19 protein-coding genes, 1 tRNA gene and 1 pseudogene are annotated in these 22,047 nt (G+C 76.8%); 14 read left to right on the plus strand and 7 right to left on the minus strand.

The features are described from left to right. Positions 1 to 10: 10 nt before the first annotated feature. The gene (locus BLT39_RS12510; protein ID WP_091063491.1) at positions 11 to 1,594 is read right to left on the minus strand and encodes a hypothetical protein; all 1,584 of its coding nucleotides are present in this window, start codon (positions 1,592 to 1,594) and stop codon (positions 11 to 13) included. A gap of 93 nt (positions 1,595 to 1,687) precedes the next feature. Between BLT39_RS12510 and BLT39_RS12515 the strand changes: the two genes are divergently transcribed. The 4 genes and pseudogenes from BLT39_RS12515 (at position 1,688) to holA (ending at position 6,883) form a co-directional block, all read left to right on the plus strand. Then, the gene (locus tag BLT39_RS12515) at positions 1,688 to 2,686 is read left to right on the plus strand and encodes a helix-hairpin-helix domain-containing protein (protein ID WP_091063494.1); all 999 of its coding nucleotides are present in this window, start codon (positions 1,688 to 1,690) and stop codon (positions 2,684 to 2,686) included. A gap of 23 nt (positions 2,687 to 2,709) precedes the next feature. Next, the gene (bluB, locus tag BLT39_RS12520) at positions 2,710 to 3,342 is read left to right on the plus strand and encodes a 5,6-dimethylbenzimidazole synthase (RefSeq protein ID WP_091063497.1); all 633 of its coding nucleotides are present in this window, start codon (positions 2,710 to 2,712) and stop codon (positions 3,340 to 3,342) included. A gap of 810 nt (positions 3,343 to 4,152) precedes the next feature. Next, positions 4,153 to 5,442 (plus strand): annotated as a pseudogene (locus BLT39_RS23520) (ComEC/Rec2 family competence protein); the annotation flags it as partial. A gap of 529 nt (positions 5,443 to 5,971) precedes the next feature. Further along, positions 5,972 to 6,883: a DNA polymerase III subunit delta gene (gene holA, locus BLT39_RS23525; RefSeq protein WP_423221488.1), complete on the plus strand. Its 912-nt coding sequence runs from the start codon at positions 5,972 to 5,974 to the stop codon at positions 6,881 to 6,883. 73 nt (positions 6,884 to 6,956) lie between these two features. Here holA and rpsT read toward each other — a convergent pair whose 3' ends face one another. Further along, on the minus strand, positions 6,957 to 7,217 hold the full coding sequence (gene rpsT, locus BLT39_RS12535) for a 30S ribosomal protein S20 (RefSeq protein ID WP_091063504.1): 261 nt from the start codon (positions 7,215 to 7,217) through the stop codon (positions 6,957 to 6,959). 192 nt (positions 7,218 to 7,409) lie between these two features. Between rpsT and lepA the strand changes: the two genes are divergently transcribed. The 4 genes from lepA (at position 7,410) to BLT39_RS12555 (ending at position 12,352) form a co-directional block, all read left to right on the plus strand. Next, on the plus strand, positions 7,410 to 9,260 hold the full coding sequence (gene lepA / locus BLT39_RS12540; protein ID WP_091063507.1) for a translation elongation factor 4: 1,851 nt from the start codon (positions 7,410 to 7,412) through the stop codon (positions 9,258 to 9,260). Then, a complete protein-coding gene (locus tag BLT39_RS12545) occupies positions 9,257 to 9,904 on the plus strand; it encodes an MOSC domain-containing protein (RefSeq protein ID WP_091063511.1) in 648 nt (215 codons plus the stop codon). The genes lepA and BLT39_RS12545 overlap by 4 nt, the downstream gene beginning before the upstream one ends. Before the next feature lie 62 nt (positions 9,905 to 9,966). Further along, the gene (locus tag BLT39_RS12550) at positions 9,967 to 10,656 is read left to right on the plus strand and encodes an LppX_LprAFG lipoprotein (RefSeq protein ID WP_165640261.1); all 690 of its coding nucleotides are present in this window, start codon (positions 9,967 to 9,969) and stop codon (positions 10,654 to 10,656) included. Continuing rightward, positions 10,625 to 12,352: an MFS transporter gene (locus tag BLT39_RS12555; protein ID WP_091063517.1), complete on the plus strand. Its 1,728-nt coding sequence runs from the start codon at positions 10,625 to 10,627 to the stop codon at positions 12,350 to 12,352. The genes BLT39_RS12550 and BLT39_RS12555 overlap by 32 nt, the downstream gene beginning before the upstream one ends. On the opposite strand, the gene BLT39_RS12560 is transcribed toward BLT39_RS12555, so the two are convergent. Together BLT39_RS12560 and selD are read right to left on the minus strand one after the other, a co-directional pair. Then, complete coding sequence (locus tag BLT39_RS12560; RefSeq protein WP_091063521.1) at positions 12,342 to 13,310, minus strand: zinc-binding dehydrogenase; 969 nt, start codon at positions 13,308 to 13,310, stop codon at positions 12,342 to 12,344. The genes BLT39_RS12555 and BLT39_RS12560 overlap by 11 nt on opposite strands. Positions 13,311 to 13,344: 34 nt before the next feature. Next, positions 13,345 to 14,340 carry a selenide, water dikinase SelD gene (selD, locus tag BLT39_RS12565; protein WP_242658365.1) on the minus strand — a complete coding sequence of 332 codons (996 nt, stop codon included), beginning with the start codon at positions 14,338 to 14,340 and terminating at the stop codon, positions 13,345 to 13,347. Positions 14,341 to 14,430: 90 nt separating this feature from the next. Here selD and BLT39_RS12570 point away from each other — a divergent pair, with 90 nt between their 5' ends. The 5 genes from BLT39_RS12570 (at position 14,431) to BLT39_RS12585 (ending at position 19,172) form a co-directional block, all read left to right on the plus strand. Next, a complete protein-coding gene (locus tag BLT39_RS12570; protein WP_091064976.1) occupies positions 14,431 to 15,498 on the plus strand; it encodes a permease in 1,068 nt (355 codons plus the stop codon). Positions 15,499 to 15,519: 21 nt separating this feature from the next. Then, positions 15,520 to 15,615: transfer RNA gene (locus BLT39_RS22475), tRNA-OTHER, on the plus strand. 56 nt (positions 15,616 to 15,671) lie between these two features. Continuing rightward, positions 15,672 to 16,925, plus strand: a complete 1,254-nt coding sequence (gene selA / locus BLT39_RS12575; RefSeq protein ID WP_242658366.1) for an L-seryl-tRNA(Sec) selenium transferase — start codon at positions 15,672 to 15,674, stop codon at positions 16,923 to 16,925. A gap of 4 nt (positions 16,926 to 16,929) precedes the next feature. Further along, positions 16,930 to 18,660 (plus strand): selenocysteine-specific translation elongation factor, encoded by a 1,731-nt coding sequence (selB, locus tag BLT39_RS12580; protein WP_091063528.1) that lies wholly within the window; start codon positions 16,930 to 16,932, stop codon positions 18,658 to 18,660. Continuing rightward, positions 18,657 to 19,172 carry a GNAT family N-acetyltransferase gene (locus tag BLT39_RS12585; protein ID WP_091063532.1) on the plus strand — a complete coding sequence of 172 codons (516 nt, stop codon included), beginning with the start codon at positions 18,657 to 18,659 and terminating at the stop codon, positions 19,170 to 19,172. The genes selB and BLT39_RS12585 overlap by 4 nt, the downstream gene beginning before the upstream one ends. Here BLT39_RS12585 and BLT39_RS22480 read toward each other — a convergent pair. After that, the gene (locus tag BLT39_RS22480) at positions 19,148 to 19,306 is read right to left on the minus strand and encodes a hypothetical protein (protein ID WP_165640263.1); all 159 of its coding nucleotides are present in this window, start codon (positions 19,304 to 19,306) and stop codon (positions 19,148 to 19,150) included. The two genes, BLT39_RS12585 and BLT39_RS22480, sit on opposite strands and share 25 nt — an antisense overlap. 38 nt (positions 19,307 to 19,344) lie before the next feature. After that, the gene (locus tag BLT39_RS12590) at positions 19,345 to 20,106 is read right to left on the minus strand and encodes an enoyl-CoA hydratase-related protein (RefSeq protein ID WP_091063535.1); all 762 of its coding nucleotides are present in this window, start codon (positions 20,104 to 20,106) and stop codon (positions 19,345 to 19,347) included. Between the two features lie 40 nt (positions 20,107 to 20,146). Between BLT39_RS12590 and hemW the strand changes: the two genes are divergently transcribed. Beyond that, on the plus strand, positions 20,147 to 21,379 hold the full coding sequence (hemW, locus tag BLT39_RS12595; protein ID WP_207507925.1) for a radical SAM family heme chaperone HemW: 1,233 nt from the start codon (positions 20,147 to 20,149) through the stop codon (positions 21,377 to 21,379). Here hemW and BLT39_RS12600 read toward each other — a convergent pair whose 3' ends face one another. Next, complete coding sequence (locus BLT39_RS12600; RefSeq protein WP_091063538.1) at positions 21,380 to 22,045, minus strand: maleylpyruvate isomerase N-terminal domain-containing protein; 666 nt, start codon at positions 22,043 to 22,045, stop codon at positions 21,380 to 21,382. Positions 22,046 to 22,047: the final 2 nt, after the last annotated feature.

Consider the following 22,047-nt stretch of genomic DNA (forward strand, 5'->3'; position numbering starts at 1 on the left):
GCCCGAAGGGTCAGCAGTGGCCGGACGGTCGCCAGGCGCTGGTGACGGTGAGCGGGCCCGCGCCGGCGGCGCGGACGCGGACGGTGCCCTCGACGGGGCCGGGCTCCAGGCAGCCGTCACCCACCAGCGTCAGCCGGTCGTCCCAGAACAGCGCAAGCACCACGTCGCCCGCGCCACCGACCGCGACCTCCATCGCCTGCCGGTCGCTGCGGCGCACCTCGGCCTCGCCGGAGAGGACCACGCCCGGGCCGTCCACGGCGTAGAGCGACCAGGTGCCGTCGGACCACACCCGGTCCAGCCCGGGGACGCCGCGGCGGACGAGTGCGGCCTCCGCGCGACCGGCCCAGTCCGGCCGCCGCTCGGCCAGCGCGACGTAGGAGACGCCACGCGCGCGCAACCAGGCCAGGTAGCTGCCGGCGTCGAGGGTGCCGTCGTAGAACAGCGGGTTCCGGGCGACGTCCAGCTGCCGGGTCCAGCCCCGGGCCAGCGGCACCTGACTCCCCATCGCGGCGTCCGAGTGGTCGGCCAGCGGGACCACCTCGACCCGGCCCACCGGGGCCCGGTGGGCCAGCTCCGCCAGCACCGGCGCCGCCGCCCGCTCCACCGCGGTCGTGTCCCGCGGGACCAGGTCCCGCGGCACCAGCGGCGGGAGCAGCCAGGTCACCAGCGCCGCCGCCAGCCCCACCAGCAGGGCCGGCCGGCCGGGTACCGCCACCAGGACCGGCACCGCGAACAGCAGGACCAGCCGGGTCGTGTTCGAGCCCATCGGGTCGGGCACCAGCCAGGCCGCCAGCAGCGCGAGCACCGTCAGCGCCGCGCCCGCCCGCACCACCGGCAGGCGCGGCCCCGCCACCGCCAGGACGACTGCCCCGGCCAGGGCCGCGGCCAGCATCTGGTGCGCGCTGCCCGTCATCGGGCCGCCGGCCGCGCCGAGGAGCAGCATCGCCGCCAGGGGCGCGGCCGCCCCCACCAGCAGCGCCGCGACCGCCAATCCGCACCGTGACCTCCGCGCGACGGCCACCCACCACGCCACCGCAGCGAGGCCGACGAACACCCCGGCCACCGGGCTCAGCGCCCCCGCCACCGCCGCCAGCAGCCCGGCCGCCACCCACCGGCCGGCCGTCCCCGGCCCCGGTCGGCCGGCCACCAGCAGCGCCAGCAGACCCACCGCCGCGCCCATCGCGAACGTCGTCCGGCCCGAGATCTGGTCGGCCAGGAACGTCAGGGCGCTGGCCACCGCCACCACCCGCGGCCGGGTGGCCCCCGCCCGCACCAGCAGCCGGGTGGTGGCCCACGCGCCTGCCCCGCTGCTCAGCACACCCGCCACCGCCGGGCCCGCCGCCGCCAGCACCCACGGGGCGAGCAGGCTGTAGGAGACGGCCGGCGAACCGGCGTACCAGGCCAGGTCCACCGGCTGCCCACCGCCGGACGCGGCCCAGGACTGCCACCAGCGCTGCGCGACCAGGTCGCCACCCCCGACCGGGACCAGCTCCACCAGCACGCCGCCCAGCAGCCCGACGAGCGCCGCCAGCAGGGCGGCGTCGGGACGGGTCGCGGGGCGTGGACACCGCGCCAGGCTGACCCCCGACGACATGGGGGTGCATGCTGCCATCCACAACTGGGTGGCCTGTCCACAGATGCGCCGGCGACGGCCCGCGCCGGTCCGCGGGGCCCTACGGTCCGCGCCGTGCTGTTCTCCTCCCGGCGGCCCGACGACGCCGACGTCATCCGCGCCCGGCTGCGGGCGCTGCTCGACGAGGGCGCCGGTCGCACCGGGTGGCTGCCCGACGACGACCCGCCCGCCCGGCACGCCCGCCCCGGCCCCGCGGGCCAGGACGACGACCGGTACCCGGACGACGACCGGTACCCGGACGACGAGGGGGTCGACGAGGACGTCTGGTCCGTGCCGCCGGCGCCTGCCGGGACCCCACCGCCCGAACCCGGCCCCGGGCGGGACGGTCCGGCGGCGACCGGTCGGCACCGGGCCGCCGGCGCGGGCACCCGCCTGGACCCGGGACCGCACGGCACCCGGACCCTCTGGCTGGTCGCCGTGCTCGCCGCCCTCGCCGTCGCGCTCTGGAGCTGGGCCGGTCGCCCCGACGTCGCGCCCGTCGACCCCGAGGGTGCCGCGGTGCCGGCGGCCAGCACCGCCTCGCCGAGCCCGGCCGCCGCACCCGACGGCTCCGCACCCGACGGCTCCGCACCCGACGGCTCCCCACCCGACGGCACCGCACCCGACGGCACCGCAGCGTCCGGGACACCCGCGGCCGACGTGGTGGTCGTCTCCGTGATCGGCCTGGTCGTGTCCCCGGGCCTGGTCACCCTGCCGGCCGGGTCCCGGGTCGCCGACGCCCTGGCCGCGGCCGGCGGCCTGGTGCCGGGCGCCGACCCGGCGGCGGTCAACGCCGCGGCCCTGCTCACCGACGGCCAGCAGATCGCGGTCGGCGTCCCCGGCGCGCAGGGGCCCACCGCCACCGCGGGTGCTGCCGAGGGCGGGACGGTCGACCTGAACACCGCGACGCTGGCCGACCTGGACGGGCTGCCCGGGATCGGCCCGGTCCTGGCCCAGCGGATCCTCGACCACCGCGCCCAGCACGGCCCCTTCACCAGCGTGCAGGAGCTCGACGACGTCAGCGGCATCGGGCCGGCCCTGTTCGCCGAGATCTCCCCGCTGGTCGGCGTCTGACCGCTGCCGTGTGGGATGGGCGCATGGACGCTGGCCTCTACGACGTCATCCACCGACGGCGGGACGTGCGCCGGGAGTTCACCGGCGCGCCGGTCGACCCCGCCGTCCTCGAGCGGGTGCTGGGTGCCGCGCACGCCGCGCCGAGCGTCGGGCTGACCCAGCCCTGGGACTTCGTCGTCGTCCGCGACCAGGAGCTGCGTGCCCGGTTCCGGGCGCACGTCGCCGACGAACGTGCCGTGTTCGACGCCTCCCTGGACGCCGCGCGCGCGGAGGTGTTCTCCCGCATCTCGATCGAGGGCATCCGCGAGGCGAGCCTGGGGGTGGTCGTGACCCACGACCAGGACCGCGGCGCCCCCGCCGTGCTCGGCCGGCACGCCATCGCCGACACCGGTCTGTACTCGACCTGCCTGGCCATCGAGAACCTGTGGCTGGCCGCCACCGCCGAGGGCTGGGGCGTGGGCTGGGTGTCCTTCTACCGCGAACCCTTCCTCCGCGACCTGCTCGGCATCCCCGACCACGTCCGCCCGGTGGCCTGGTTGTGCGTGGGGCCGGTCGCCCAGCTGCAGCAGGTGCCCGACCTGGAGCGGCACGGCTGGCGCACCCGTCGTCCGCTGTCCGACGCGGTGCACGCCGACCGCTGGGGCGCGCGCCCGTAGCAGGTCCGCGGCCGGTGCGCCGGCCGTCGTCCCCACCCGGGGCCCGCGTCCACAGCCAGGTCGGTCGGCCTCCCCGCTGCGCGGACCGTCCCTAGCGTCGGCCGCGTGCGGGTGCAGCGGCGACGCGTGGTGGACAGGTGGTCCTGGACCGACCTGCGGCTGGTGCCGCCTGCCCTGGCGGTGTGGGCGACGACGCTGCTGGCGCCGCACCTGACGCCGACCGGCGCCCTGCTGCTCGCGGCCGGCGCGGTCGTCCTCGCGGTCGTCGTGGCCCGCGCCGGCCACGGGGGTGCCCTCCGCCGGGTCGTGCTGGTGGCGCTGGCCGGGGTGCTCGCGGCGTCGGCGGCAGCAGCGGTCCGCGGGGCGGAGCGGGCCGGCTCGCCGCTGCTGGCCCTGGCCGAGCAGGGCAGCACGGTCACCCTGCGGCTCCAGGTCGACGGCGAACCGCACGTGCTGGCCGGTGGACCGGGCCCGTCGCGGGTGCTCGTCCCCGCGACGGTCGTCGCGATCGCCGACGGCCCGGCGCTCCGGCCGGCGACCGTGGTCCTGTTCGGCACCGCCGCCGACTGGGACGGCGTCCTGCCCGGCTCGACCACGACGGTGCGGGCGACGGTGCGGCCACCGCAGGACGGCGACGACGCGGTCGCGGTGCTCAGCGCCCGCTCACCGCCGGTGGTCGTCGGCGGACCGGGCCCCGCCCAGCAGGTCGCCGGCGACCTGAGGTCCGGCCTGACCGACGCCTCGGCGCGCGTGCTGCCGCCCGACCCGGCCGGCCTGCTGCCCGGCCTGGTCGTGGGCGACACCAGTCGGATGCAGCCGGGGGTGACCGCGGACTTCCGCCGCGCCGGGCTGGGCCACCTGACCGCCGTCTCGGGCGCGAACGTGGCCATCGTGCTGGCGCTGCTGCTGTGGCCGCTGCGGCGGCGGTCGGTGGACCGGCGCTGGCAGGCCCTGACCGGCCTGGCGGGCGTGGCCGGTTTCGTGCTGCTGGCCGGACCCGGCCCCAGTGTCCTGCGGGCGGGTGCGATGGGCGTGGTGACCCTGCTGGCGCTGGCGTCGGGCCGCGCCCGGGTCGCCGTGCCGGCCCTGGCGGCGTCGGTCTGCGTGCTGCTGCTCGTCGACCCCGCGCTGGCCGGCGACGGCGGCTTCGCGCTGTCGGTGGTCGCGACCGCGGGCATCGTGCTGCTCGCGCCCGGCTGGTCACGTGCCTGGCGGGGCCGCGGGGTGCCGGGCCCGGTGGCTGACGCCCTCGCGGTCAGCGCAGCCGCAGGCCTGGTCACCGCCCCGCTGGTCGCCGGCCTGTCGGGGGTGATCAGCCTGGTCTCGCTGCCGGCCAACCTGCTCGCCGCACCCGCCGTGGCGCCGGCCACCGTGCTGGGCCTGCTCGCCGTGCTCGTCGCACCGGTGGCGGCAGCACCTGCCGACCTGCTCGTGTGGGCCGCCGGGTGGCCGACCCGCTGGCTGGTGCTCGTCGCCGACCGGGCCGCGGCGGTCCCCGACGGCGCGTTCGGCTGGCCCGGCGGGGCGGCCGGCGCCCTGCTGCTGGTCGGGCTGCTGGTCGCCGGTGCCGCGGTGCTGGTCCGGTGGCCGCGCGCCCGCCCGCTGGCGGTCGCCGCCCTCGTGGGGGTCGTCGCGCTCGGGTGGCCGGCCCGGCAGCTGGCCGACGGCTGGCCGGTGCCGGGCACCGTGCTGGTCGCCTGCGACGTGGGCCAGGGCGACGCCCTCGTCCTGCCCGTCGCCGAGGCCGCCGCGGTCCTCGTGGACGCCGGCCCGGACCCCGTGCTGGTCGACGGGTGCCTGACCCGCCTCGGGGTCGAGCGGCTGCCGTTGGTGCTGCTGTCCCACCTGGACGCCGACCACGTCACCGGGCTGCCGGGCGCGCTGGCCGGCCGGGAGGTCGGGGAGGTCGCCACCGGGGTGCTCGCGCCGACCGAGGAGCGGATCGGGGCGGTCGCCGCCGAGGTCGCCGCCGCCGGCGCGGAGCTGGTCGTCCTGCCCGCGGGCGCGGTGCGCACCGTCGGGAGCGCGACGCTGGAGGTCCTGGCGCCGGACGCGGCCGATGCCCGGGCCGGTGCCGACGCCAACGCGCTGTCGGTGCTGGCCCGGGTCACCCAGCACGGCATCACCACCCTGTTCACCGGCGACCTCGGTGCCGACCGGGAGGCCCGGCTCGCCGACGGCGGGCTGGACCTGCGGGCCGACGTCCTCAAGGTGCCCCACCACGGCAGCGGCGACGTCGACCCGGGTTTCCTGGCCGCGGTCGGTGCGCGGGTGGCCCTGGTCTCGGTCGGTGCGGACAACGACTACGGCCACCCAGCGGCGCGGTTGCTCGACCTGCTGGCCGCCGACGGCGTGCCGGTGCACCGCACGGACGTCGAGGGCGACCTCGCGGTGGTCGGCGAGGCGGGGGAGTGGGGGGTGACCGCGCGCGGGGTCGACGAGGTCCAGCGCGCCGTCGCCGCACCCCGTGCCGAGGGGTTCCCGGTGGCCGTCCGCGCGGCCCGGGACCGTCGGTGCCCCGTGACACGATGGCGGTGTGCCGCAGACCGCCCCCGCGCCGCCCCCGCTGTCCCGGCTGCGGCTGGTCGTCGGCGAGGAGGAGCTGCTGCGCGCCCGGGCCGTCGCCGAGGTGCGGGCCGCGGTCCGCCAGCTCGACCCCGACTCCGAGGAGCACGAGCTCGCCGCCGCCGGCCTGCCGGTCGGCGACCTGGCCGACGTGCTGGCGCCGTCCCTGTTCGGCGGGCACCGCCTGGTGGTCGTCACCGGCGTGCACGAGGCGGCCGGTGCCCTGGTCGACTCCCTGCTCAGCTACGCCACGGACCCCGACCCGGGTCTGACGCTGGTGCTGGTGCACGCCGGCGGCAAGCGCAACGAGGCCCTGCTGCAGGCCTTCCGCAAGGCCGGCGCGGCCGAGGACACCTGCGCCAAGCTGACCTCCGCCGGCGACCGGATGGGGTTCGTGCGCAACGAGGTCCGTCGGGTGGGCGGGCGCATCACCGCCGACGCGGCCGGTGCGCTGCTCGACGCCGTCGGCAACGACCTGAGGGCGCTGTCGGCAGCGGCCAGCCAGCTGGTGTCGGACTTCGGCGGGTCCATCGACGCCGACGCCGTCGCCCGGTTCCACCGGGGACAGGCCGAGGTCACCGGCTTCACCGTGGCCGAGCGGGTGCTCGTGGGTGACAGCGCCGGGTCGGTGGAGATGCTGCGCTGGGCGCTGGACCGCGGCGTGCCGCACGTCCTGGTGGCCGACGCCCTGGCCGACGGCGTGCGCACCGCCGCCCGGGTGGCGTCGGTGGGCACCTCGAACGTCGGCGACCTCGCCCGCCAGCTGAAGATGCCGCCGTGGAAGGTCAAGAAGGCCCAGGCGCAGGCCCGGGGGTGGAGCATCCCGGCGCTGCAGCAGGCGGTCGGCGTGGTCGCCGAGCTGAACGCCGACGTCAAGGGCGTGGCCGCGAGCGCGGACTACGCGCTGGAGCGGGCAGTGCGCAGGATCGTCGAGCTGCGGGCGACGTCGGGTGCCGGCCGGGGCGGCCGGCGCTGAGCCGATCCCGGAACGCGACGAGCCCCCGTCCCCGGTGGCCGGGGAGGGGGGCTCGTCGAGGGAGCGGGGGGCCTCAGAGGGAGGAGGCCTGCTTCGCCAGCGCCGACTTGCGGTTGGCGGCCTGGTTCTTGTGGATGACGCCCTTGCTGACGGCCTTGTCCAGCAGCTTGGTGGCGTTGCGCAGGGCGGTCGTGGCGGCGTCCTTGTCCCCGGACTCGGCCGCGGTGTGGAACCGACGGACCGACGTCTTCAGGGCGGACTTGACCGCGACGTTGCGCTGGCGCGCCTTCTCGTTGGTCTTGATCCGCTTGATCTGGGACTTGATGTTCGCCACGCGTGAGCCTCTGGGTCTTCTCGGGGAAAGTCTGCTGGAGCGTCCACAGCGCATCAGGCGTCCTGCGGACCGGTTCGCCAGGTTACCAGCCCTCCCGGGGCGTGCCCAGCGGCGCCCGGTGCGGTGCGCGCCACGCGGGGACGGGCGCCCCGGCCCCGGCGGTGCGCCAGCTCGTCGCCGCGACGTGGGACGATGGGCAGCACTGTGACTGCTCCCGCCCGCACCGACCCGGCCCGCATCCGGAACTTCTGCATCATCGCCCACATCGACCACGGCAAGTCGACGTTGGCCGACCGGATGCTCGAGGTCACCGGGATCATCGAGGCGCGCCAGATGCGCGCCCAGTACCTCGACCGCATGGACATCGAGCGCGAACGCGGCATCACCATCAAGTCGCAGAACGTGCGGCTGCCGTGGTCCCCGCGGGAGGGCGAGCACGCCGGCGTCGAGCACGTCCTGGACATGATCGACACCCCTGGCCACGTCGACTTCACCTACGAGGTGTCCCGTTCGCTGGCCGCCTGCGAGGGCGCGGTGCTGCTGGTCGACGCCGCCCAGGGCATCGAGGCGCAGACGCTGGCGAACCTGTACCTGGCGATCGAGAACGACCTCACGATCATCCCGGTGCTGAACAAGATCGACCTGCCGGCGGCCCAACCGGAGAAGTACGCCGCGGAGATCGCGCACATCATCGGCTGCGACCCCGACGACGTGCTGCGGGTCAGCGGCAAGACCGGCGAGGGCGTGCCGGAGCTGCTCGACCGCATCGTCGAGCGGATCCCGGCCCCCACCGGCGTCGACGAGGGCCCGGCCCGAGCGATGATCTTCGACTCGGTCTACGACATCTACCGCGGCGTCATCACCTACGTCCGCGTCGTCGACGGCCGGATCAACAGCCGCGACCGGATCAAGATGATGTCCACCGGCGCCACCCACGAGCTGCTGGAGATCGGTGTCATCTCACCGGAGCCCAAGCCGGTCGAGGGCCTCGGCGTCGGCGAGGTCGGTTACTTCATCACCGGGGTGAAGGACGTCCGCCAGTCCAAGGTCGGCGACACCGTCACCCTGCAGCACGCCGCGGCCACCGAGGCGATCGGCGGCTACTCCGACCCCAAGCCGATGGTCTACTCCGGCCTCTACCCGGTCGACGGCAGCGACTACCAGCTGCTGCGCGAGGCGCTGGACAAGCTGCTGCTCAACGACGCGGCGCTGACCTACGAGCCCGAGACCTCGGCCGCGCTGGGCTTCGGCTTCCGGGTCGGCTTCCTGGGCCTGCTGCACCTGGAGATCGTCCGGGAGCGGCTGGAGCGCGAGAGCAACCTGAGCCTAATCTCCACCGCGCCCAACGTGGTCTACCGGGTGGAGATGGAGGACGGCAGCGAGCACGTCGTGACCAACCCCAGCGACTGGCCGCACGGCAAGATGAACGCGATCTACGAGCCGGTCGTGAACGCCACCGTCATCGCCCCCAGCGACTACACCGGCACGATCATGGAGCTGTGCCAGAGCCGGCGCGGGTCGCTGTCGGGCATGGACTACCTGTCGGAGTCCCGGGTCGAGCTGCGCTACACGCTGCCCCTCGGCGAGATCATCTTCGACTTCTTCGATGCGCTGAAGTCCCGCACCCGCGGCTACGCCAGCCTGGACTACGCCGAGGCCGGCGAGCAGCAGTCCGACCTGGTCAAGGTCGACATCCTGCTCCAGGGCGAGGCCGTCGACGCCTTCTCCTCGATCGTGCACAAGGACAAGGCCTACAGCTACGGCGTGATGATGGCCGGCAAGCTGCGCGAGCTGATCCCGCGCCAGCAGTTCGAGGTGCCCATCCAGGCCGCCGTCGGCGCCCGGGTGATTGCCCGCGAGACGGTCCGCGCGATCCGCAAGGACGTCCTCGCCAAGTGCTACGGCGGTGACATCTCGCGCAAGCGCAAGCTGCTGGAGAAGCAGAAGGAGGGCAAGAAGCGGATGAAGATGGTCGGCCGCGTCGAGGTACCCCAGGAGGCGTTCGTCGCCGCGCTCTCCAACGCCGAGCCCACCAAGAAGTGACCGGCCGGGTCGAGGCCGTCTGCGTCTCGGGCAGCGACCTGCTGCCCCTGCCGGGCAGGCGGCCGGCGTCCACCGGGATCCGCAAGCGACCGGTCACCGGCCGGGTCGCCGTCCTCCCGGAGACGCTGGACGGCGACCGGCAGGTCAACCGCAAGCACCACGGCGGCGAGGGCCAGGCCGTCTACGCCTACGCCGCCGAGGACGCCGCCTGGTGGGAGGCCGAGCTCGGCCGCGACCTGCCGGCCGGGTCGTTCGGGGAGAACCTGCGGACGGCGGGGCTCGACCTGACCGGCGCCGTGCTGGGCGAGCACTGGGCGGTCGGCAGCGCGCTGCTCGAGGTCACCGCCCCGCGCATCCCGTGCGCGAACTTCGCCCGCTTCTGGGACGTCCCGGACCTGGTCAAGCGGTTCACCGCCCACGGCGCCAGCGGCGCCTACCTCCGAGTCCTGCGGACCGGCGACGTCGGCGCCGGCGACGCCGTCGAGGTCGTGCACCGACCCGACCACGGCGTCACCGCGGGCACCCTCTTCCGGGCGCTGACCACCCAGAGGTCCCGGCTGGCCGAGGTCGAGCCCGCGCTGGACGCCGTCCCGCACAAGGACCGGGACGTGCTCGCCCGGCGGATCGCCGCGCTCGTCGGCTGAACCGTCGGGGCGCCGCGCTACTGTCCGGCCGGGTCCCGCCCGGGACCGACGGGGGAGGGCACGTGCGACTGCGAGCGACGGCGGCGGTGCTGCTCACCGCGCTGACCCTGGCCGGCTGCGGCGGGGGCAGCTCCGACGAGTCCCCCGACGACCTGCTGTCCCGGGCCAGGGCCACGCTGGACGACGCCTCCAGCGCGCACTTCGTGCTCACCAGCGACGGCGCGACCGGCGGCGGCTCGTCCCTGCTCGGCGGCGAGGGCGACATCGCCCGGCCGGCCTCCTTCCGCGGCACCCTGCAGGTGCAGGCACTCGGCAGCTCGGTCGACGTTCAGGTGGTCTCGGTCGACGGCACGGTCTACGCCCAGCTCCCGCTGACCAGCGGCTTCTCCGTCGTCGACCCGGCCACCATCGGCGTGGGCGACCCCGGCGCGCTGCTGGACCCCGAGTCGGGCATCAGCCAGCTGCTCACCGCCACGCAGGACCCGCAGCTGGGCGACGAGTCCCGGGTCGACGGCGAGGTGGTCCGCCAGGTCAGCGGCACGCTGCCCGGCCAGCTGGTCGCCGACCTGCTCACCAGCGAGGACCCGGCGCAGGACGTCGACGCCGTCTACTCGATCGCCTCCGACAGCGGTCAGCTGCGCCAGGTGCAGCTGACCGGGCCGTTCTTCTCCGCCGACGCCGAGGGCAGCTACACGATCGTGCTGTCGGACTACGGGGCCGATGTCTCCATCACCGCACCGCCCACCGGCTGAGGTCGCGGCGCCGGGGCGGGCCGCCGTCGTCCTGGCGACGCTGGCGGTCCTGGTCTCGGCGGCCGACACCTACGTCGTCGTCCTCGCCCTGCCCGACATCCTCACCGGGGTCGGCGTCGGGCTCGACCAGCTGCAGGAGGCCACCCCGATCATCGGGGGCTTCCTCCTGGGCTACACCGCCACCCTGCCGCTGCTGGGTCGCCTGGCGGACCTGCGCGGCCGGGTCCCGGTGCTGGTCGGGTGCCTCCTGCTCTTCGCGCTGGGCTCGCTGCTGACCGCCACCGCCGTCTCGCTGGGCCCCGCGGTCCTCGGCCGGGGGCTGCAGGGCATCGGCGCCGGAGGGCTGGTCCCGGCAACCCTGGCGCTGGTGGCCGACCGGTGGCCGCCGGACCGCCGGGCCGTCCCGCTCGGCGTGGTCGGCGCGGTGCAGGAGGCCGGTGCGGTGCTCGGGCCGCTGGCCGGGGCCGCGGTGCTGGCCGTCTCCCACTGGCGCGCCATCTTCTGGCTCAACCTCGCCCTGGGCGTCGGGCTGGCGGTGGCGCTGCGGGTGTCCGGGCCCCGCCGGCCCGGGCGCGACCTGGCCGGGGTGGCGTGCGCGGTGGTCGCCGCCGCGGCCCTGGCCCTGCAGCTCGCCGAGCCCGAGCCGCTGGTCACCGATGTCACGCTGGGGTTGGGCTGGGTGCCGGTCGTGGCTGCCCAGCCGTGGACGACGCCGCTGGTGCTGGTCACCGTCGTGGCGGTGGCCGGGCTGGTCGCGCGGTCGCTCACCGCGGCCCACCCGGTGCTGCCGCTGCGCGGGCTGCCGGCGCTGGCCCGGGAGGTCGACGTCCTGGGCGCCGTCCTAGTCGTGGTGGCGCTGGGCAGCCTGGTCTGGGCCTTCGCGGCCGCCGACCCCGCCACCCAGGTCGTCGCGCACGGCCCCGTGCTGCTGCCGCTGGCCGCGGTCGCGGCGGGGGCGTTCGTGCTGCACGAGCGCCGGACGGCGGAACCCCTGCTGCCGCTGACCGAGCTGCGGCCGGTCGGTGCCTGGGGCGCGCTGGTGGTCAACCTGCTGGTCGGCGTGGCCCTGGTGGCCGCGCTGGTCGACGTGCCGCTGTTCGCCCGGGCCACCACCGAGACCGACCAGCTGGGTGCGGCCCTGGTGCTGGTGGAGCTGCTCGTCGCCGTCCCCGTCGGTGCGGTCGCCGGCGGCTGGCTGTGCCGGCGCACCGCGCCGCGCTGGGTCGCCGCGGTCGGCATGGGGCTGGCCGCCCTGGCCTTCGTGGCGATGACCCGGTGGGACGCCACCTCCCTGGACAGCTGGACCTCCACGGCCGCGCTGCTGGCCGCCGGTCTCGGCTTCGGCCTGGCCGTCGCGCCGGTCAACGCGGTGCTGCTGGCGGTGACGCCGTCGCGGGTGCACGGCAGCGCCAGCGCGCTGGTCGTCGTGGCCCGCACGGTGGGCATGCTGGTCGGGCTGTCGCTGTTGACCGCGATCGCGCTGCGCCGGTTCACCGAGGTGGTCCGGGGGATTCCCAGCCCGCTGGTCACCTGCCCGGACACCCCGGCCGACTGCGCGCCCTACGACCGGGCCGTGGACGCCGCGGTGCTCACCCAGCTGCACACCGTCTTCGCCGGCGCCGCGGTCGCCGCCGCGCTGGCCGCGCTGGCCGCCGTCCTGCTGCTGCGGACGGCGGCCGTCGACGTCAGACGGTGAAGACGATCTTCCCGTTCGTGCGGCCCTCGTGCATGCGCTCGAAGCCCTCGCGGGCCTGGGCCAGCGGCAGCTCGACGTCGATCTGCGGGCGCAGCCCGGTGGTGGCGCACAGCTGCACCAGCTGCTCGAGCTCGGTGCGGGTGCCCATCGTCGAGCCGATGACCGACAGCTGGGTGAAGAACACCCGGTTCAGCTCGGCGCCGGGGTCGTAGCCGGTGGTGGCGCCCGAGGTGACGATGACGCCGCCGGGCTTGAGCGACTTCACGCTGTGCGACCAGGTCGCCTTGCCGACGGTCTCCATGACCGCGTCGACCCGCTCGGGGAGCCGGGCACCGCTCTCGAAGGCCTGGTCCGCGCCGAGCTGCAGGGCGGCGGCCCGCTTCTCCTCCGACCGGCCGGTCACCCACATCCGGTAGCCGGCGGCGCGCCCCAGCGCGACCAGCGCGGTGGCCACGCCACCGGAGGCGCCCTGCACCAGCACGGTCTGGCCCGGCTGCAACCCGGCCTTGGTGAACAGCATCCGGTAGGCGGTCAGCCAGGCGGTGGGCAGGCAGGCGGCCTCGGCGAAGGTCAGGTCGGCCGGCTTGGGCAGCACGTTGCGCGCCGGCACGAGCACCTGCTCGGCCAGCGTGCCCTGGTGCACCTCGGACAGCAGGGAGCGCTTGGGGTCCAGGGTCTCGTCGCCCGACCACCCCGGGGTGCCGGTGATGACCGCGTGCACGATGACCTCGTTGCCGTCGGCGTCGGTGCCCGCGGCGTCGCAGCCCAGGATCATCGGCATCCGCTCGGCCGGCAGGCCCACCCCGCGCAGGCTGAACAGGTCGTGGTGGTTGAGCGAGGCCGCCTTCACGTCGACGACCACCCACCCGTCGCGGGCCTCGGGGGAGGGGCGCTCGCCCACCTCGAGCACGGACAGCGGGTCGTCGGCGGACGGGGTCGACACGAAGGCAGCCAGCATGGCCGCACGTTAACGGGGCCTCACGTGCCCGGCATCACCGGACGACGACGGCGTGCTCCCCGGCGGGCACGAACTCCCCGACCACCGGCGACCCCGGCACCTCGCCGGCCAGCAGCAGGCCACCGGAGGTCTGCGCGTCGGCCAGCAGCAGGGCGTCGTCCTCGCCGACCGCGGACAGGTCGGTGTGCGGCGCCACCCAGTCCAGGTTCCGCCGCGTGCCGCCGGAGACGTAGCCGTCGGCCACCGACTGCCGGGCGCCGGCCAGGTAGGGGACGTCGGCGGCCGACACCACCGCGGTGACCCCGCTGGCCCGGGCCATCTTGTAGAGGTGGCCGAGCAGGCCGAACCCGGTGACGTCGGTGCCCGCCCGGATCCCGGCGGCGACCGCGGCGACCGAGGCCTCGGCGTTGAGCCGGGTCATGGACTCGATGGCCTCCGGCGACGGCTCACCGGTGGCCTTCATCCGGTTGTTCAGGGTGCCCACGCCCAGCGGCTTGGTCAGGGAGATGGCGTCGCCGGCGGCGGCGCGGTCGTTGCGGATCAGCCGGTCCAGGTCGACCAGCCCGGTGACCGCCATGCCGTAGGTGGGTTCGGGCGAGTCGATGGAGTGCCCACCGCCGACGTGGCAGCCCGCCGCGTGCGCCACCTCCAGGCCGCCGCGCAGCACCTCGGCGGCGAGCTCGGCGGGCAGCACGTCCCGCGGCCAGCCCAGCAGGTTCACCGCCACGACGGGCTGCCCGCCCATCGCGTAGACGTCGGACAGCGCGTTGGCCGCGGCGATCCGGCCGAAGGTGTACGCGTCGTCCACGACCGGGGTGAAGAAGTCGGCGGTGAGCACCAGCCCCTGACCACCGGGCAGGCGGACCACCGCGGCGTCGTCGCCGTCGTCCAGGCCGACGACCAGCTCGGTGGCCGGGTCACGCGGGCCGGTGTGGGTGAGCCCGGCGACGACCGCCTCGAGCTCGCCGGGCGGGATCTTGCAGGCGCACCCGCCGCCGTGCGCGTACTGGGTCAGCCGGGTCGCGGTCACCCGCCCCAGTGAACCGGACCGCCCGGGTCGGAGCAGGATGGGCCCCGGCCCGAGCAGGGGGTCGCCGACGACCGCCGCCGAGGGGATCCCGTGACCACCACCGAGCAGCCGCCCGCCACCGACCGCCGCCGCCTGGTGGTCCTGGGCGGCGTCGCCGTCGCGCTCCTGGTCGGCGGGCTGTGGTGGGCCAAGTACGGGCCCTACGCCGGCAAGGTCCCCGCCGTGCTGGGCAGCCACGACCTCGGTGCCTCCGTCGTCACCGGGGGCGCCGCCGCTGCGCCGCCGGTCTCGCTGGCCGCAGGCTGGGACTTCACCGTCGCCTACACGGCGGCCATCTGGAAGGCCCTCGTGGTCGGGCTGGTGCTGGCCGCCGCGGTGCAGGTGCTGCTGCCGGTGAGCTGGCTGCAGCGGGTGCTGGGCCGCCCCGACGCGGGCACGGCCCGCGGCGGGCTGCGGGGCGGGCTGGCCTCGGTGCCGACGCTGATGTGCTCGTGCTGCGCCGCGCCGCTGGCGGTGGGCCTGCGGCGGGCCCGGGCCGGCACCGGCGCGGTGCTCGCGTTCTGGCTGGGCAACCCGGCGCTCAACCCCGTCGTGCTGGTCTTCTGCCTGGCGGTGCTGCCGTGGCCGTGGGCGGTGCTGCGGTTCGGCGCCGGGCTGGCCGTGGTGGTCGGTGCCGTGGCGCTGGCCGGGTTCCTCGCCGGCCGCCGGGGGACGGCGCCGGTCCAGGTGCCCCAGGTGCCGGTCGACACCCGCCCGCTGCCGGTGCGGTTCGTCGCGGTGCTGGCCGGGCTGTCGGTGCGGCTGCTGCCCGAGTACCTCGCGGTCGTCTTCGTGCTGGGGGTGTTCCGCGGCGTGCTGTTCCCGGCCGACGCGGGCACCGGCGCCGCCGCGGTCGCCGTCCTGCTCCTCCTCCTGGTCGCCGGGATCGCCCTGCCGGTCCCCACCGGCGGGGAGGTGGCCGTTGTGGCCGCGGCGCTGGCCGCGGGCCTGGCCGCACCGGCGGCCGCCGTCCTGCTGGTCACGCTGCCGGTGCTCAGCCTGCCGTCGCTGCTGATGGTCCGGCACGCGTTCCCGCGGCGGCTGCTCGCGGGGACGACGGCCGTGGTCGCCGCAGTGGCGCTGGCCGGCGCCGGGGTGACGGCCGTGCTGACCGGGTGAGCCGCACGTAGGGTCGTCGGTGGAGGCGTCAGGGTGTCTGGTGGCCCCCGCGGCCTCTAAAGCCGACGTGACCCGGTAGCCGGGTCAGGCGGGTTCGATTCCCGTCCGCCTCCGCCACAGCTCCACCGCCACCCCAGACCTTGGGAGACCCGACGACCGACCCCCGCCGGCAGGTGCCCCGCACCGACGCGCTGCTCGCCGACCCCCGCGTCGCCGCGGCCGCCGACCGGCTCGGCCGCGAGCTGGTCAAGGCGGTCGTCACCGCCGTGCAGCAGCGTGTTCGGGCCGGTGAGGTGCCACCCGTGGACGCCGCCGACACCGTGGTCGCCGCGCTGCCGACGTCGGCGGCGAGCCTGCACCGGGTGCTCAACGCCACCGGCGTGCTGGTGCACACCAACCTGGGCCGCGCGCCCTGGTCGGCCGCCGCGGTCGAGGCGGTGGTCGCGGCCAGCGGCACCACCGACGTCGAGCTCGACCTCGCCACCGGCCGCCGCGGGCCGCGCGGCGAGGGTGCGATCCAGGCGCTGCTGGCCGCGGTCCCGGCCGCGGAGGCGGCGATCGTGGTGAACAACTGCGCGGCCGCGCTCGCCCTGGTCGCCACCTGCCTGGGCGGCGAGCTGGTCGTGGCCCGCGGGGAGCTGGTCGAGATCGGCGACGGGTTCCGCATCCCCGACCTGCTGGAGTCCACCGGCGCCCGGCTGCGCGAGGTGGGGACGACGAACCGGGTGGCCCTCGCCGACTACACCGCGGCCGTCGGGCCCGGCACCGGCGCGGTGCTCAAGATCCACCCGTCGAACTTCGTGGTCCGCGGCTTCACCCGCTCCGTCGAGGTGGCCGAGCTGGCCGGGGTCGGCGTCCCCGTAGTGGCCGACGTCGGCTCTGGCCTGCTCCGCCCGCACCCGGCGCTGCCCGACGAGCCGGACCTGCAGACCACGCTGGCCGCCGGCGCCGACCTGGTGCTGTGCAGCGGGGACAAGCTGCTCGGCGGCCCGCAGGCCGGGCTCGTGCTCGGCCGGGCCGACCTGGTGCAGCGGCTGCGCCGGCACCCGCTCTACCGCGCGCTGCGGGTGGACAAGACCACCCTCGCCGCGCTGGAGGCCACGCTGCGCGGCCCGGTGCCCCCGGTGCGCCGGATGCTCGAGGCGACCGTGGCGGAGCTGCGCACCCGGGCCGAGGCGGTGGTCGCGGCGCTGGGCGGCGACGCGCAGGTGGTCGACGCCGGTGCCCGGGTCGGGGGCGGGGGCGCACCCGAGTTCGAGCTGCCCAGCGTGGCGGTGTCGGTCCCGGCCGACCTCGCCGAGCCGCTGCGCCGCGGCACGCCGCCGGTGGTCGGCTACCTGGCCGAGGGGCGCACGCTGCTGGACCTGCGCAGCCTCGACCCGGCCGACGACGAGGCGCTGGTGGGCGCCGTGCGCGCGTGCAGGTGACCGCATGCAGGTGATCGCCACCGCCGGGCACGTCGACCACGGCAAGTCTGCACTGGTCACCGCGCTCACCGGCATGCAGCCCGACCGGTGGGAGGAGGAGCGCCGCCGCGGCCTGACCATCGACCTCGGCTTCGCCTGGACGACGCTGCCCGGCGGCCGCACGGTCGCCGTCGTCGACGTCCCCGGGCACGAGCGGTTCGTCGGCAACATGCTCGCCGGGGTCGGGTCCGTGCCCGCCGCGCTCATCGTGGTCGCCGCCGACGACGGCTGGTCCGCGCAGACCGCCGAGCACGTCGCGGTGCTCGACGCGCTCGGGGTCGCGCACGGGCTGCTGGTGGTGACCAAGTCCGACCTGGCCGACCCCGCCCCCGTGCTCGCCGACGTGCGGGAGCGGCTGGCCGCCACCTCGCTGGCCGGCATCCCCGGGGTGGCGGCGAGCTCGCGCACCGGGGACGGCGTCCCCGCGGTCGCCGCCGCGTTGGACGAGGTGCTGGCCGGCCTGCCCGCCCCCGACCCCGCCGCGCCCGTGCGGCTGTGGGTGGACCGGGCCTTCACCATCCGCGGCGCCGGCACCGTCGTCACCGGCACCCTCGCCGCCGGCACGGTCACCGCCGGAGACCGGCTGTCCCTCGGCGGCCAGGACGTCGTCGTCCGCGGCCTGCAGTCCCTGGGCGCACCGGTGGAGCGCGCCGGGGCCACCGCCCGGGTGGCGCTGAACCTGCGCGGGGTGGCCGTGGAGGACCTCTCCCGCGGCGACGCGCTGCTCACCCCGGGGGCGTTCCGGGAGACCGCCGAGGCCGACGTCGTGCTGACCCGCACGGTGGACAAGCTGCCCGCCGAGCTGGTGGTGCACATCGGCTCGGCCACGGTCGCTGCCCGGGTGCGGCCGCTGGACGGCGCCGCGGTCCGGCTGCGGCTGGCCGCCCCGCTCCCGCTGCGGGTGGGTGACCGGCTGCTGCTGCGCGACCCGGGCAGCCGCACCGTGCACGGCGCCGACGTCCGCGACGTCGACCCGCCGGAGCTGCGCCGCCGCGGTGCCGCCCGGGCCCGCGCAGCCGACCTCGCCGCCGGCGGGGGAGCGGCCGCCGACCTGGCCCGCCGCCGGGTGGTGCCGCTCGCCGACTTCACCGCGATGGGCTGGCCGGTCCCCGCGGGCGCGACCACGGTCGGGCGCTGGCTGCTGGCCCCCGGCCTGGCCGACGAGCTGGCCGCCCGGGTGCCCGCCGTGGTCGCCCGCTACCGGCAGCTGCGCCCGCTGGAGCCCGGCCCGCCGACCGCGGTGCTGCGCAGCGCGCTGGACCTGCCCGACGCCGACCTGGTGGCCGGGCTGGTCCGCCCGCCCCTGGCGCTGCGCGACGGCCGGGTGGTGAGCGCCGACGGCGGCCTGCCCGAGCCGGTGCAGCGGGCGGTCACCGAGGTGCTGGCCCGGTTGGCCGCCGACCCGTTCGCCGCGCCCGACGCCGAGCAGCTGGCCGCCGCCGGGCTGGGCCCGCGCGAGCTCGCGGCCGCGGTCCGCGACGGCCAGCTCGTGCGCGTGGCGGAGGGCGTCGTGCTGGCCCCGGGGGTGGAGGAACGGGCCCGCCGGGCGCTGGCCGGGTTGCCGCAGCCGTTCACCCTCAGCCAGGCCCGGCAGGCCTGGGGGACGTCGCGCCGGGTCGCCGTCCCGCTGGCCGAGTGGCTGGACGCGCGCGGCGTCACCGTGCGGCTGGGCGACGCCACCCGGAGGCTGCGGTGAGGGCCGTCGTCCGGGTCGGTGCGCCCCAGGAGGCAGCGGCGCTGACCCGGGCGATGGACGCGCCGGCCGGGGTCTACGCCTCGCACCTCGCCGCGCAGGCCGAGGGCCGGTGCACCGTGCTGGTCGCCGAGGTCGGCGGCCGGGTCGTCGGCACCGGCATGCTGCGCCGGGAACCGCGGGACACCGTCGTGCGGGAGCGGCTGGGGAGCATGCCGGAGATCAGCAACCTGCAGGTGCACCCCGACGAGCAGGGCCGGGGCCACGGCACCGCGCTGGTCGAGGCGGCGTGCGCCCTCGCCGCCGCCGGGGGCGGCACCCGGGTCGGCATCGGCGTCGGCGAGGACAACCCGGACGCGGCCCGGCTGTACCTCCGGCTGGGCTTCGCCGACGTCGGGCTCGCCTACGCCGACCACTACAACTGGACCGACGTCGACGGCGTCGAGCACCACGCGGCCGACGACGTCCGCTACCTGGTCCGGGACCTGGGTCAGGGCAGCGGACCGCCGAGGTAGACCGCGCGGGCCACCGCGTCGCCGTCCCGCTCGGGTGCGGTCGGGCGCTGGGCGGTGTCGGTGGTCTCCACCCACTCCTCGGGCCGGGGGCCTTCGGGGAGGGCGGCGAAGCGGCTGCGGTCGGGCTCGCTCATGGGCGCAGGGTCCCGCCCGGCGCGCCCGCCCGCAAGCGTCAGCCCTGCGGCACCCAGGACGCCGGCCGCTTCTCCCGGAACGCGGCGATGCCCTCCTGTCCCTCGGCCGAGGCGAAGAAGCGGGCCGAGGTCTCCAGCAACGGCGCGAAGTCCAGCTCGCTGCCCGAGCGCAGCAGCCGTTTGGTCTCGGCGAGCGCCGCGGGGGCGCCGGCGGCGAGCGCGGTCACCTGGGCCTGCACGGTCGCGTCCACCTCGTCGTCGGCGACGGCCAGGTCGACCAGCCCGGCGTCCCGCGCGGTCGCGGCGTCGAACACCTCGCCGGTGAGCATCAGCCGGTGCACCGCGTTCGCGTGCATCCGCGGCCGGCAGACCGCCGAGATCACCGCGGGGACGACGCCGATCCGCACCTCGGCGAACCCGAACGTGGCCGAGGCACCCGCCACGACGACGTCGCAGGCGGCCAGCAGGCCCACCCCGCCGGCCCGGGCCGGACCACGGACGGCGGCCAGCACCGGCTTGGGGGAGTGCCAGAGCGTGGCGAGCAGGTCGGGGAACTCGTGCACGCCCTGGTCCTGCGCGGCGCCCCCGGCGGCCTCCGACAGGTCCATGCCGGAGCAGAACACCCGCCCGGTGTGGTCGAGCACCACCACCCGGACGGCGTCGTCGGCCAGCGCGGAGGCCAGCGCCTCGCGCAGCTGGGCGCGCATCGCCCGGGACAGCGCGTTGCGGTTGGCGGGGGAGTCCAGCGTCAGGGTCGCGACACCGCGGGACACCTCGACGTGCAGCACCGAGTCGGTCACGCGCCCCATCCTGCCGGGCGCGTGGACACTGGGTGCAGCGATGACCACCACCCTGCCGATCCTCGGCGACACCCCGACCCTGCCGGCCGACCCGTCGATGCTCGACGACGCCGCCCGGGCCGCCGTCCCCACCACGCCGTTCGGGCTGTACGTGCACGTGCCGTTCTGCGCGACCCGCTGCGGCTACTGCGACTTCAACACCTACACCTCCGACGAGCTCGGGCCCGGCGCCAACCGCAGCGAGTACGCCGCCACCGCGATCGCCGAGCTGGAGCTGGCCGCCCGCGTGCTGGGCCCCGAGCCGCCGGAGATCAGCACGGTGTTCGTCGGCGGCGGCACCCCGACCCTGCTGCCGGCGGCCGACCTGGTCGCCGTGCTGGACCGCGCCCGGCAGCTGTTCCCGGTGGCGCCCGACGTCGAGGTCACCACCGAGGCCAACCCGGAGTCGGTCACCCCGGAGTCCCTCGCCGTGCTCCGCGCCGGCGGCTTCACCCGGATCAGCCTGGGCATGCAGTCCGCCGCGCCGCACGTGCTCGCCGTCCTCGACCGGCGGCACACCCCCGGCCGGGCCGCCGCGGCCGCCCGCGAGGCCCGCGCCGCCGGGTTCGAGCACGTCAACCTGGACCTCATCTACGGCGCCCCGGGGGAGACCGACGCCGACTGGGACCTGTCGCTGCAGGCGGTGCTCGACGCACCCGTCGACCACGTCAGCGCCTACGCCCTCATCGTCGAGCAGGGCACGAAGCTGGCCCGCCGGGTCGCCCGCGGCGAGCTGCCGATGCCCGACGACGACGTCCTCGCCGACCGGTACGAGCAGGCCGACCGGGTGCTGCGCGGGGCCGGGCTGGAGTGGTACGAGGTGTCCAACTGGGCCACCGACCGCGCGGCCCGCTGCCGGCACAACGAGCTGTACTGGGCCAACGCGCACTGGTGGGGCATCGGCCCGGGCGCGCACAGCCACGTCGGCGGGCTGCGCTGGTGGAACGTCAAGCACCCGGCCGCCTACGCCGCCCGGCTCGCCGAGGGCTCGCACCCGGCCGCCGGGGCGGAGCGGCTGACGCCCGAGGACGTCGCCCTGGAGACCGTGATGCTCGGCCTGCGGCTGCGCGACGGGCTGGCCCTCACCGCGCTGTCGGACGCCGGCCGGGCCCGCGCCGCCGACGCCGTCGCGCGGGGCCTGCTGGACCCCGAGGCCCACGCGGCCGGGCGCGCCGTCCTCACCGACCCCGGCCGCCTGCTCGCCGACGCCCTCGTCCGCGACCTGACCGACTGATCACCCGACGGTGAACGCCGCAGCGGGGCCGGTCGCCCGCTCGGGCCGGGCGAGCGCCCGCACCGCGGCCGCCGTCCCGTGCTGCTGCGCGGACAGCAACGCCAGGAGGGCCAGGGCCGGCTCGGTGACGTCGGGGTCGAGCTCGGGCACCGGCAGGTCCACGCCGGCGGCGAGGTCGTCGGTGTGCACCAGCAGCTCCATGGCCCGGACGACCAGGAAGTCGTCGGTGGCCAGCACGCAGTCCTGCCACGGCACGTAGGTGGTCGGCCCGGCGCCGGTGAGTGCGCCCGGCAGTGCGGCGGTGGCGGCGGCCAGCAGGGCGACCGACTCCGTGGGGCCGCCGGCGGCCATGGCGTCGAAGTCCGCGGCGATCGAGGTGTTCTCGGGGGCGTCGACCGGGGCGGCGAACCAGTCGGTGCGCCGGTAGAGCTCGGTCAGCGAGACCACGGGCGCGTGGGGCGGCGGCGGCTGGATGCCCAGGAACTCCACCGCGGTCTCCACCTGGCTGACCAGGTGCCGGGCCACCCCGCCGACGGTCATGCCGGGGAGCACGGAGTGCTGCGTCCACGCCTCGGCCACGGCCGGTGACCCCACCAGCGGGGCGATCGACAGCGCAGCGCGGTGCAGCGCGGTGCGGTCCAGGGTCCCGGCGAAGGTCAGCGGCACCG

Origin of the sequence: Klenkia brasiliensis (assembly GCF_900100695.1) — a bacterium.
Lineage (GTDB): Bacteria > Actinomycetota > Actinomycetes > Mycobacteriales > Geodermatophilaceae > Klenkia > Klenkia brasiliensis.

What these genes read in the sequence shown, in the direction of transcription:
- selB (WP_091063528.1), top strand. Translation starts at nt 16,930, where the DNA reads ATGCAGGTGATCGCCACCGCCGGGCACGTCGACCACGGCAAGTCTGCA.
- lepA (WP_091063507.1), top strand. Translation starts at nt 7,410, where the DNA reads ATGGGCAGCACTGTGACTGCTCCCGCCCGCACCGACCCGGCCCGCATC.
- BLT39_RS12510 (WP_091063491.1), bottom strand. Translation starts at nt 1,594, where the DNA reads ATGTCGTCGGGGGTCAGCCTGGCGCGGTGTCCACGCCCCGCGACCCGT.
- BLT39_RS22480 (WP_165640263.1), bottom strand. Translation starts at nt 19,306, where the DNA reads ATGAGCGAGCCCGACCGCAGCCGCTTCGCCGCCCTCCCCGAAGGCCCC.
- BLT39_RS12555 (WP_091063517.1), top strand. Translation starts at nt 10,625, where the DNA reads ATGTCTCCATCACCGCACCGCCCACCGGCTGAGGTCGCGGCGCCGGGG.
- bluB (WP_091063497.1), top strand. Translation starts at nt 2,710, where the DNA reads ATGGACGCTGGCCTCTACGACGTCATCCACCGACGGCGGGACGTGCGC.
- hemW (WP_207507925.1), top strand. Translation starts at nt 20,147, where the DNA reads ATGACCACCACCCTGCCGATCCTCGGCGACACCCCGACCCTGCCGGCC.
- BLT39_RS12560 (WP_091063521.1), bottom strand. Translation starts at nt 13,310, where the DNA reads ATGCTGGCTGCCTTCGTGTCGACCCCGTCCGCCGACGACCCGCTGTCC.